General features: G+C 46.8%; 4 protein-coding genes. All 4 read right to left on the reverse strand.

What is annotated here, in order from left to right; translation table 11 throughout:
• Nucleotides 1-2: 2 nt before the first annotated feature.
• The 4 genes from traD to PMI_RS12250 all read right to left on the reverse strand — a co-directional run bounded on the left by traD (nt 3) and on the right by PMI_RS12250 (nt 12,834).
• Entirely contained in the window at nt 3-1,823 is a 1,821-nt protein-coding gene (gene traD, locus PMI_RS12235; protein ID WP_012368388.1) for a conjugative transfer system coupling protein TraD, read from the reverse strand.
• A 48-nt stretch (nt 1,824-1,871) separates the two neighbouring features.
• Complete coding sequence (mobH, locus tag PMI_RS12240; protein ID WP_012368389.1) at nt 1,872-4,022, reverse strand: MobH family relaxase; 2,151 nt, start codon at nt 4,020-4,022, stop codon at nt 1,872-1,874.
• A gap of 248 nt (nt 4,023-4,270) precedes the next feature.
• On the reverse strand, nt 4,271-6,397 hold the full coding sequence (locus PMI_RS12245) for a UvrD-helicase domain-containing protein (protein ID WP_041707154.1): 2,127 nt from the start codon (nt 6,395-6,397) through the stop codon (nt 4,271-4,273).
• 14 nt (nt 6,398-6,411) lie between these two features.
• Entirely contained in the window at nt 6,412-12,834 is a 6,423-nt protein-coding gene (locus PMI_RS12250) for a DEAD/DEAH box helicase (RefSeq protein WP_012368391.1), read from the reverse strand.
• Between the last annotated feature and the right edge of the window lie 43 nt (nt 12,835-12,877).

Here is a 12,877-nt window from a genome sequence, read left to right on the forward strand (position 1 = left end):
CCTTATGCTGCCTGTGTAGAGCTGGTTAAAATAGGAATGCGGCCTTTGATCACGCGGCCACCTGAAAGCTTGGCGATGTACTCTAGGTTGGGGAGCTGGCCTAATAACTGCGGTGGAAACATATCGCCTTCTTCCTCCATCAAGCGTTCGCCATGATTGCCGGTAAACAACGCGGGGCTGTCCGAGTTGGACGACATACCTTGAGTTTGCATAATGTACTGCAACCGAGTCTTAGGCAGATTGTCGGTAATGTACTGCTGCGTTTCGGCGTCCATCACCCGAAGGGCTATCAGGTTGTTGATGTTACCTAACACCTGGCGAGCCTTAGCTTCGCTGCCTGTACGAGCTGCAAAGTCAGCAAAGGTCTGAGTAGCAATCACGCAACGCATTTTTGCGCCACGGCCTTTGTTGAGCAGTTGAATGAAGGGATCGTTGACGACTTCAGCCGCCTCATCGATGAAGATATTTACGGGACGATTATCAACACCATAGTTATAGCGGTCACCGGCCACGGCGGTGAGATCGGATAAAAGCAACGAACCGATGGCGCTGCCAACCATGGCGTCAGTCAATGAATCCAAGCCGATATACGCCACTTGGGCATTGTTGATAATACGGCCAGAATCCGTAATTAACCGGCTGTCATTCACATCGTTTGCAATCGGTGATAGCAGTGGGCCAAGTTCACTTGAAGTGAGCATATTGAGCACCGGCATCAGTGAAGCCACCATCTTGGAATAGTGGGTTCTGTCATGTTCAAACATGCTCAAAAGGCCTTCCAAATCAGTATTGGCGGCAACGGGCTGAATGCGTTCGTAGTAAAAAAGCAGCATCGCCATGGCTTGTTTAGCCAAGGTATTGGCCTTTTCAGTAAAGCGTTTAATCTCCACACTAAAGTTCGGATACACCTGCTCCCCCCAGGCTGTGACGGCTTTTACTACCAAGCCCTCTGGGCCACCTTCCAAGAATCGTCTCAGTGTTTTCAGATCAGGACGCTGTGAAGTAAGCAACAAACCTTGCACGATGTTGTTCAGTGCCATTTGGCCAAAGGCTTTAAATGGATCAGCACCGGTTTCGGATGGGATTAAGGCCGCAATTCGGCTGGCAATTTCAGTGCCCCGGTTAAAGTTTCTCAGGGGATTAAGACGTACTGAATGCTCTGGAAAACCCGGATGAAAATACACAAAGCGCTCAGGACTACCGGCGGCAATACAGGCTCGCTGTGCATTATCCTTAAGTTCTTTGTCTCCCTTGGGGTCAATAATTATCACGGCTTCATTGCGCAAAATGGCCTGAGTGATCATCGCATCAAAGCATCGGGTTTTTCCGGCACCGGTCGTACCAACTATTAAGGTATGCCCCTCAGTGTGACCAACTGGCTGGTACACATCTTCTTCTTTGGGCTCGACACCATGAATCCAGGTCGAACCCATTTGCTTGCCGTGACCTTGGTTAAGCAAGGTTTGCTTATCCCGCTTTAAGATTTCATAAGCACGTTGAGCATGGCGTTGGTCCCACTCAAAGCCATAACCTAACCACAATTCATCAGGATGTTTTGCCATTACCTTTTGCAAATGCGACAGCGCCATAAATGCCAATGGTTTGCCTTTTAGCCCCTTCTGCAACTTATAAAGACGGTAAGCCTCAGGCAGGCGATACAACGCCATGCCCGAGGAAATCCCTGTCATCCACCAAAATGGTTCGGGCGGTAACTCTGTCAGCATTTCTGCGGCAATCGCCCCAGTGGCCCCAACCAGCCAACCTGCTGCTGCCATGGCCTCATAGTTCGTGCGCCAGGGCATTTCGTATGCGTTTTCTTTCATTCATGCTCCGCAAAATAACCGTTTGCAATCCACTTAAGTTCAAATGGATTAACGTTTAGCGTGAGCGGTAAACAGAACCGTTTCCCCCTCATCAAACTGGCATTCGTCACTGGCCGAGATCCCCCGAAGCAGCTGTCCGGCTGGAATGCCATGCGCATTGGCGACTTGGCGTAAGGTTTGAATCGTGACGCGAATACCATCGGCACTATGATCCACGTCTGGGTAATCACCATCGGTCAGTAAGATGGGCAAATCTTTCACAAAATTAACCATCTGTTGGCGCTGCACGTATTTGGGGTCTGTACTCGATTTCGCATTGGGCGCAATCGGCTTTTGCTTTCGCTCCGCTCTTGTGGCGGGCTCTTTTGCTTGGGCATTAGTTGTCTTAGTTCGACTCGGACGCTGTAAAGCCTCTTCGTTCTGAATTGCTGTCGCCGGTTCTGTGTCTTGTTTGGAGATGTCTATCAGTGCAATTAGCCTTTTAGAAATCGATACCTTCAGAAGTAACCCTTGCTCCTGAACGCCATCATTCGTAGTCACAGTTCTGGCCTTACGAGTCGGGTTTGCAGGATCTAGTTCAAGCCAGTCTAATCGACTGAGTTCAGCAAGCAGTTTTCGAGGAGCACACCAAGGCCTTACTGCATCGGGATAACGGATCAGGACTTGCTCACCAACCACAACCAACGCACTGCTGGCCTCTGGGAGCCACGCCAAAGATTCAGGTAGATTCAATGCTGCTTCGTTTTGCTGATTTACGTTATCTGCGATAGCGCCATCATATGAATTGTTAGGCTTTTCGCATTCATCACCTGGAGCATTTTCAGTTGCCTGGGGGTTATTAACATCACTGGCATGACGAAGTTCATCATCTTGTTCGGACGAGTTTGTCGATGGTGACTGTGCCGAACTACTATGTTCAATTGATGATGACGCTTCAGACAAGCCTGGATGCTCACTGGAACGACTCTGAGGCTCTGCTTGTGTTTGTTGTGTTGCTTCCCACTCAGGTTTACTAAACAGTGTCACACCACTTGGTACATTCGAGCTGAACAATAAATCGGTCTCAGAAATATGCAGCATGGGTAACCAGATTGGCTTGTCGTCTTTGATCAGCACTTCAGGGGCAAGGCTTTCATATCGCTCATTTGAGCCGGATTTAGTGGCCAATCCTCTCTCAATGAGGATGTCCGCAAGGGTATCGGGATCTCTTGGGATGCCAGGTATCTTGTCTTTGGCCAAAAGCTCAATGATGTCCTTAGCCGCGCTTTTCCAGACCAGGTAAAGATTGGTTGATTGATTCGATTTTCGTACCCAGACTCTCGCATCTCGCTGATTGACCAACCACTGGGAACTGGCAAGCAATCGCCTCATGGCATCAAGTAAATAGCGTTCGACTGGGACACCAAGGGCATTGTCGTCAACGGAAATTCGTTGAGCTTTCAGGTCTCGCTGGACACTGGTTTGGTCAGCTTCAATAACCAATTTAGACAGGACATGCTCGGGATCGGTATTGCCAATTGCTTCCAACATGGCTTGCAAAATCTCAGGGCCCGGCTGGGTTAACCAGGCGAGCAACTCAGGTGTCATCACCCGGTTTAACACCAGAATTGAAAATTGCTCGTGCCGCTTGCACCGTCCGTCGCGCCAGCGAATGAAATAGCGTTCAATGCGGTTATTAGTGGCCCACTGGGATAAGGTTTGTAAAAAAGGGTTCCACTGATAGCGTCCATCTTCGTCTGTGATGGACAAATCTGAAACAGGCTTACCAATATCATGGAACAAACCGCCAAGAGCCGCCGCAACACGCCACCTTGGTTCAAGCTCTTTTTTCTCAACCGGTGTGCCACTGGCAACAAAGATGATCCCTTCAGCAGCTTGTGCCGCCCAGAAAGCAACTTCCAAAGAATGACGTAATAAACCACCAGCGCCACTGTGATGATGATGCTCAGAAGCTGGCAACAAATGAACATAAGCAGCCAGATGATCAATGCAGGGCTGAATTAGCCTTTGAAAATCACGCTGGTTAAAGCCAAGTATCTGGCGCAGTTTGGCAATTAGCTCGTCTTGTGTGGACTGCAAATCTTCAGGTGACGCAGCTGGCAACCCCTTCAGGAATGGCGGGTAGCGTGGAATTTCCGCATCCAGTTGTGATGACAGCTCTGGAAGTGCTTTGGCTTGAAAAAATAGGTTTTTGAACATAGGGAACCTCCGACACGATAGTGTGAAGGTTTTCTATAGCTACCTGAGTCAAAATAGATAATAAATTTATGCAACTATTCTCCCTTTACTTGGTTGTTGAATAGAATGGAAAATCACTCATATGGCCTTTCGTGAGAGAAGTACTCCACCACATACAGGCGAGATATCCAAAACATGGCTTCACATACCCTATGTGAAGCACAATTTTAAACAAGCTCAAATTGATATCTGGGCAATTATAAAGATAACTAAATCAAGTAAGGGCTTAGTTGTCCTGACGATGTAACGACGAGACCCTTTATTGCTCTTGTTGCAGCAACGTGTAATAGCGCTCTTTCGTTGAAATCGTAATCGCGTTTTTCGACAGGATCTTCGGTAATAGCCATTTGCAATGGGATGACACCTTCGTTTGCGCCTGCAATGAAAATATATTGAAACTCGAGCCCTTTAACTCGGTGCATCGTAGCAAAACGAAGCCCTGGTTTATCGTTGTCAGAACTCTCTGAAGAGAGCGAGTAAGAATCGAATCCAGCTTGTTCAAAAGCGCTTTTGTAGTTGTCACGAAGTGCGTTCGTTCGCGATACAATACAAATATTCTTCAACGGCACACCACATTCAATAAGCGATTCTATCTGCTTGCGTATGAAGCCACACTCCTCATCGAAACTGGTACACGCTTGCACAATTGGCAAATCACCATGGAAAAGAGATAAATAGTCACTCGATTTATCAAAGTCACCATCAAGATCATCGACTGGCACATTTTCTAAAATAGCTGTGGCAAATCGACGGGTTTCCTCAGTGGTACGATAGTTAATCTTTAACTTTTGAGAACGACGTCCACGAACATTGATGCCGCAACGGCCAAGTACCACCTTATTGCGATAAATGCGCTGGTGGCCATCACCAACAATAAATAGGTCATTCTCTTGTTCTGGCACGATACTTCTCAGTAGCGTGAAAGCTTGACTCCCCATATCCTGAGCTTCATCGACGATGATCGAACTATATGGAAGAACGAGTTGTTGCTCATTAATGAGCGCCATCGCGTCTAACATCGCATCATTAATTTCTCGAATTTGATTTCGGTTAAGTTGGTTTCGATATTCTTCGAAAACAGGCCAAACGAGAGAGCGCTGCAAACGGCTCAATGAGGTACCTCGCCCAACACGGCTTACCTTTAAATACTCTTGCTTGGTTTTAATCCCATTTGCTTGAACAATCAGGCGCCATTCTTCTTGATAAAAAGAATCTGGGAAATACGGCTCGGCAGGCGCTTGGCTAACAGCGATATCCCAACATTTTTTTCGTTTAGCATCACCCTCATACACTACTTTGTAGTCATATTTAAACTGCTTCAACAGACGAGAAACCCAGCCATCAATGTTGACGACTTCAATTCGTGCCAATTGTTCATCTGTTGCTATTTTTTTGATGTTTGCTTTAATATCAGAGGCTAAATTTTTGGTAAAAGTCGTTAATAAGATCTTACGATTACTCTGTTCTAAAATAAGCTTCTTCGCCAAATGGACAGCGCGATGCATCGCCACTACAGTTTTCCCTGTCCCTGCACCGCCGAGCACTCGGGTTGGACCTTTAGCCTCTAGTGCAACCAACTTTCGTTGGCTTGGGTGCAAGAATACTCGCCATTGTTCCAACGGTGCATTAAGCATCTTTTGGAGTTCAAGGTCATCGGTAACCACTTTGAAAGAGCGCAGAGTAACGGCTCGTTGCAACGCCGCATCAAAGTCTTCTACATCAATCTCAACATCGCCATTAATTTGGTCGTTATAGGTGTTATAAACAGATTCATAGTCGTCTCCAGCGGCCAACATAAACAATGCCTCAAAGGCTTCAGTTGGCAAACTCTCTTCCAACTGTTCAAGTTGTTTCTCAGTCGCAATTGACATCACACGTTGGATAAAACTTTCTGGTACACCAAGCGCGAGAATTTGCTTTTCTTTAAACTGTGCAAAAAGTGGTGAGTTTTGCGAAGAAATCCCTTGTGTCGGCTCAACAATCTCAGCTTCCACATTAGAAACATCAATAATCTGAATGGCGCCTGTTGACGGGTGAATTTCGCAGCGATGAGTACGAGCCCAATCATAAGCATCATCATGCAAAGCAACAAACATCAACATGTAAACGTTGCCTTTTTCTGGTTTAAGAACAATGCCTCGATAAGCTTGATCGATTCTTACCGAATGCACATTCTTACTTTTCGCATCACGGATTTTTTCATAATTAATCGCAGAGCTTGTGGGGTTTTCACGAAACTTGCTCAAAAACTCTTGCACCTTCTTTTGTTGTGCTTTGGGAATCGCAGCAAAAGAGAGCAAAAAATCGGATGCAATTGCAATTTTTGGAGTATCCATACCTGACATTGTGGTTACCTATCATTATGTTTTAATTTTAAATTTAGCTGCTCAAAGACGGTTTCATTTAATGCGCCAACAATGACGAACCACCCCTTTGATTCAAATAGATCTACCGCCTCTTGCTGCTCAGGCAACAACAAGGCAACTTGACTACTCGGCCAAGCCAATTCTGCCTCAGCCAAAATTTCGCCTTCTTCGCTTGTTAACTCATAGCCAACCTCAGGAGCACTGAGGGATTTTGCCATCATCGCTTCAATAACCTCCGGCTCTAGCAGTTGATGCTCAATAATAAGCTGCCATTCTTCATCCGCTCCGCCCACCGAAGATGGCGAATTTACGGTAACAGAGGCGGTTTGATTCGGCATCAGTGTACCGTCATTCACGTCGTCTTGGAGCAGTACACGGGAAGTGCAGGAAAAATCACGCATAAACTGGCCGATATTCACCAGCTTCCAAAAGCCCGCGAGGTACGCTTCAAAGTGCTCATCGTGAATGTCACGATCATCAAAGCAAATGTGCAAACGTATATTTGCTTCAACATACTCGAAAGGTGTTTGACCTTTCACTGCATCTTTCAGCACATAAGCATATGACTCAACAGGAAAAACAGTTGCAATTTCCACTAACCTTTGTGAAGTGCCAACTGAATCAAGTAAACCACCGAACAGATATGGCGTATCCATACAGAGTTCGCTAAAGCGACTCGAGGCGCTATTTTCACGCATTTCGTATTCAAACTTCGCTTTCACCGATAAGTCTCGTGACTTATTGAACGCTAGCCAATAGAAGCAGTTCGCCGTCGAAGCTTGACGGAAAAATACGGATGTTTCGATGGGTTGATGTAACCATTTTTTCAGCAAACTAAAGTTATTTTCCCCTTCATAAACGCTGCGCAATGTTTGGTAATTACGCTCGATGAACTTAGGATACAACGCTTCTTTAGGTTGAATTTCTTGGCGATGCAAACCAAAAAACTCTTTCAATTTACTCTTATCACTTTGAACAATATCATGCCAGCCTAGTGTCCACGTGTTATAGCGCCCGCTATCACGCACTGCATTACGCTTAGCTACATCGTCAAACACTATTTTTTTGTGGAACGCGAAACCATCAAGATAAATGGCTAAAGGTTTCACACCAGCCATCTGAGATGCGGGATACAAAACAAAATCAGGACGAGTTTCTATATAAACGCCGTCGTTTGAACCGAGTTCGACTTGCGGAACCAAATGCCAAGAGACATCAGAGTTAATTTTTGACGCGATAAACCAAGACGAGCGGTTATGGAAAAACTCTTTGGTTACCACAAACTCTTTGGCAAGCCCTTTCAAGGTTTCAATAAATAGCCGTTCAAGTTCAGACTCCACTACGCCATCAATTTCAATATCTGAAACGCTCTTAATACTGATCAGCTTGTCTTTATTATCGATGATAGCTCTGAGCAACTTACGCGCATGTTCACGGGAAATTGAGCGCATTTTGTTGCGATCACGGTAAGCATAAACACAGTGGTAACAACCATCCTTACCTTCCGAGGCGCAGGCACAATGTTCAATGACCTCCAGCGCCATCGATAGCAGGGCGATTAGGTTGTCAGGCTCCTGCATTAATTCTTTAAGAGCCCCTGTACCTCCAGGCACTGAATCATAAATGACTAAGTAATAACGATAGCTTTCACCTGCATCTGCCGGTTCTTTATAAATCGTGCCTTTTAGATGATCGACACTGCCCTTAAAGTATTTTTTCATCCCCAATTGCAACGCAGCAGCCAAAGAAGACTCCGTGACTTCACCTAACCCATAGTTACTCACGGGCAACAAAATTCGAATGGCCTCAGATTCAAGCTCGCGATAAAGATACAAAACGTCCTCATAACGCGCCTCTTCAGGAGAATTTCGGTATTTACAGGCGATTTCGTGCGTTGGTTGGCCATAGTTTTTTTGTACAAAGCCACAGTCACTGCACACCTTAAAGCCTGTTTTCTTTTTCTTCTCTCCTGCAACGTAGAACTCTTCCCCTTCATCAGATGCACTACCAAAGTTAATATCTCGCAACGTCACTCGGTTTAAGAATTCAAAACCAAAAGGCATTTCTTTATTAGGAATGTGGTAAGCGTAAGCGACATCTTGCGGCATGAAGTTCACCAACATTTGTCGTTGGAAAAACGCTGGAGTACGAGTGTCAGCATCGTCAGCAATTTTTGAGTCACGCGAGCTAGAACGCGCATAAACCTGTCTGAGTTTCAGCATGCGAATTTTCTGCTCTGCATCCCCCCAACCGGAATGGCCACATTTGGGACAGAAAGAATGCTGATCGGCCTCAATGCGCTCACTATAGTTACAGTGGCTACAAACTCGCCATGTCTCAGGCTCAGACACCTTCATGTCAATTTGTTCGATTTCAACTTTATGCCCACCCGCGTAAAAATGGCTCGTTGGTGCAAGCTCAGAAAGCGCGGCCGCTGCCGGACGCTCGTACTCAAAGGTACGTGTCACGTATTGGCTTGAGCCATCTTCCGTTTCAATGGTGTCCTTTTTACGCCAAAGCACTGAGCGAAGCGTAACGCCCGCTTCAGGGAATGCATAGTTCGGCAGTAAGCCCTCATCCGTCATAAAGTTGAGAGTATTTTTCCCGTTAATCTCTCGAATCAGCGCCAACAGCGCATTGCGCTCGTTTTCTAACTCATTGAGTTCAGATTCAAAATTGAGGTCTTTAACTGGCGACAACTTCAATTTATCAATACTACGTTTGAGTTTTTCGGCGCGACTGCGCAACGATTTACGGTCAGTCGCCAAATGGCTCAATGACTGCTCAATTTTGCTTTCTAAGCTGTAAGCGACATTACTGCCAAACATAAAGGCACGTAACTTATCAACTGAGTTTGGCGATAGGCTGTGGAAAATAGAGATGAAGAGATCAAACAACTCCTGCTGTTTACCTTTAACAAAAGTGAGGAAATTGTATGGATATAGATCGCGCTGGCCACTTTCTGTCGCATCCAACATCTGTTTTACTCGCTTAGGAATCGCACTACTGGTCACACCTGTTTTAATCCAACGGTCCATACAAAACGCCGTTAACTGACGTTCCAAAATGGCCGAAGCATCAAGATAGACACCCGGTGCAGTGACACTGCCCGCCATCATTTCCAATGGTTCTTGATAATAAAAAAGATCGTGCGGATTACCTTCTGCGACAGTCATGTTAAAGGCATTACCGTCCTTTCGCCCTGCGCGGCCGATACGTTGTAAATAGTTCGCTTGCGCTGGTGGTACTGAGCAAAGCAGCACTGATGACAATCCACCAATATCGATACCCATTTCAAGCGTCGGCGTCGAGGAGAGCAAGTTCACAGCCCAGCTTGATTGCCCTTTGATAAATGAGTTTTCAACTTGTTCACGCACATCACGCTCAAGTAAGCCGGTGTGTTCACTGGCATTGACACGGTGTGTTTGTGCAAAATGCCACTCTTTTTCCGCAAGCGGCAGATCGCGCGTATAGCGCCCTTGACAGCAATCATTATGACAAGGTTGAGCATACCAACTGGCATAGGCAGTTTTAGCGACCACCAAACGTTCGGTACAACGGTCACAACCGATTGCTTGTAAATTGGTCGTCAGCTTAAGACTTTCAGGTTGCAAGCCCCAGACTTCACTACCTTTGACATCAAATTGAACAATGATGCCCGCTTTGCGTAGCGCATGCATTAATCGGCTATAAATCGTCTGGGTATGCGAGGAGATCATCACGTTGTGCTGATTACCCAAACATTTGTTAAGCCAGGTTTGGTACCAACTGTGGTGATGTTTAGAACCAAACAAATTATCAAAGCGTTGGATCTTACCAAACGACAAAAATTGAGGGGTGCGCGTTCTGTCACTCCAGTTGGGCATAAATTTCGAAGTTAGGCGGTCAATTTTAGTTAGATAGTAGGTTTCGCCAGCGTCTTGAATGTAGTGTTGTAAGGCTGAATGATTTATCGCCCCTTTCAAACGCATGCGGTGTAGTACGCCCAAACAGAAATGCAGCAGATGTTGATCGTTCACTCCGCTGAACTCATTCCCCAGTTCATCAACCAGTTCAGCATGCAGCTTTGAACAAAGTGCGACCAATTCATCACTGCACACATCGACACTCACCTCGCCAGTGCGCTCAAGGGTTCGGCCAATCGCTGCTCGCAAGCCAAATTCTGAATGCACTTCCCAATTAAGTCGTTTCGCCACTAAATCTGGCAAATTGCTATTGGTGGGTAATGTGGCGGCATCGTTTCCTTCCACCAGCTCGCGATAATCGTTTAACCATTCCATATTCGGCGCCGTAAACGTTGCGACAAACGATTCAGGAGTCACGAGTTTAGCTTGGGCTTCTTGTGTCACTTTCGTGGCGAAGCTCGCCAGATCAAGCCCTTCAAATTGCTGCGCAACGGTGGCGATATGTCCTCGCACCATTAACGGCCAAGTACGTGCAGCAAAGAAACCCGCTCGGTGAGCGGCGTCTTGGACCGAGTCAGAGAAGGTGATGAGTTTTTTATTGTCGTTGAAACGGCTAGCATAAAGCTGATTGATAGCAACACTCGACAGTGTCGCGGATTGCGCACCAATAATGCTCAGGCCATTTTTGCTATGACAATAAGGGCACTGATTGTCAAAGTGTGGGCCTTTAGTTTCGGTTGTTTTTACCAAATCTGGGATAAACACACGGATCAGTGCGTCTTGCTCATGACCACAGTGGATCGGGGCGCTGTCCGAATTTAAGGTTAGGCAGGTTGGGCAAACGCGTCGAATAAGCCCTTTGGCCGGAATATCTTCACCTTCGTTGATGGGGAATAACACGCGCACGCCTTGATGACGAGCGAAGAACAAGCGGTAGAACACCTCCAAATCGTTCTCGAGCTGATCGCTGTAGCCATCGCCATAACTACCCCACCCTGTTGCATGACAGTCACGGCAGTGGATCACTGGCATATGTTGCTCGCCTTCGTGAAACGCCAAATCATCACTAAAACGCAGCACCGGCTTCGGATGGATTTGTGCCACCAAACGGCGTAGCTCGCGCAGCCAAATTTGGTAACGCACTTGCAAAAATGGCAGCACGGGGCGCGCTTTGCCCAGTGCGATTCGTTCTTGCTCGACCTCTGGCGGTTCATCTATCCCTCGGCGCGCTATCGACACCAAAGCAATAAAACTCTGCAACAACTGCAACGTGGCTTGATATCCGAGTGACAAACTTCGGTCGAGTTCATTCACCAGCACATCCAGCGCGCGAATTTTGCCATCCAGCAATCCCAGTAGTGAATGGAAAAACTGATGTGTAAGCAGAGCCTCCCCTAATGCGATGCGCACGGCTCGCCCTTCATCCGAATCGAGATCGTCTGGCAAGGCTAAGTTATGCTCGGGAAACCACAGCGCTAACTGCTGATTTAAATAGGCGACTTCATCGGCGAACTGAGAGGCATCAAGCAACGAGAGCTGCTCATAACTCGGTGAGTTAAACACTTGTGCTTGATGAGCCTGTAAATATTCATCGTGGCGATAACGGTCTTCTCGTACCACGGCGCTTTCATCAAACGGTGCATCAAAAATGGTGCTGGCGTATTCCAGCAATGGGGCTAAATCATCACCGACAGTCGCTGAGGTGCCAACACACGCAAAGCCTTGGTTATCCACGCTTAAGTGGAACTTTAAACGGCGGATCAAACAAGCCAAGTCCGAACCTTGAGCGCCATCAAAGGTGTGCAGTTCATCCACCACCAAGTACTTTAATGTGCCCGGTTGGTTATGTAGCCACAGCGATTGATCTTCAGGGCGCATCAGCAAATAGTCGAGCATTTTGTAGTTGGTGAGCAAAATATCGGGGGGGGTATTGCGCAAATGCTCTTTGCTGGTGATCACGCCATCTTTACTCATGACAACGCTGCCTTGACCATCGCCACCGCCAACAAACAAGCCGACCGTGACTTTGCCTTTTAAGCCCGCATTGTTGTACACCGTTTCTGCAAAACGTTTAGCTTGGTCAGTTGCCAGCGCATTCATCGGGTATATGACGATCGCTTTCACCCCCGGCTGGTTGCTTGCTGCACAGTGATTCAAAATAGGGTAAAGAAAACATTCCGTTTTACCCGAGCCCGTGCCGGTTGCGACCAAGGTGGCCTGTGGGTTGTCACCACCAAGGCGCTGATAAGCAACCGCTTGGTGTGCGTAGGGCGGAAAAGGTAAGCGTACTTGCGAAAAAAAATTCAGCGCCAGCGCGCTTTGCCGAAAAGGCAACTGAATGGATAAATAAGGGCCTTTGACCAGATTATCGCGCTCGTTTAAAAAGCTATCGATCATCGAGTTATCTTCGCTTTCAAAGCATGGGCTGTTCATGGTAAAGGCGGATTTTACGTATTTTTTGACGCTGCTTGCGACTTGGTCACTCACCACTGACGGTAACATGGTTTCACTGTCCTTTTTGCATTGTTTTTTGCATTCTTTTCTC

The organism is Proteus mirabilis HI4320 (genome assembly GCF_000069965.1).
GTDB lineage: Bacteria > Pseudomonadota > Gammaproteobacteria > Enterobacterales > Enterobacteriaceae > Proteus > Proteus mirabilis.

Bases quoted from the DNA above. Each gene is read 5' to 3' on its own strand.
- PMI_RS12245 (WP_041707154.1), bottom strand. From the start codon at position 6,397: ATGGATACTCCAAAAATTGCAATTGCATCCGATTTTTTGCTCTCTTTT.
- traD (WP_012368388.1), bottom strand. From the start codon at position 1,823: ATGAAAGAAAACGCATACGAAATGCCCTGGCGCACGAACTATGAGGCC.
- PMI_RS12250 (WP_012368391.1), bottom strand. From the start codon at position 12,834: ATGTTACCGTCAGTGGTGAGTGACCAAGTCGCAAGCAGCGTCAAAAAA.
- mobH (WP_012368389.1), bottom strand. From the start codon at position 4,022: ATGTTCAAAAACCTATTTTTTCAAGCCAAAGCACTTCCAGAGCTGTCA.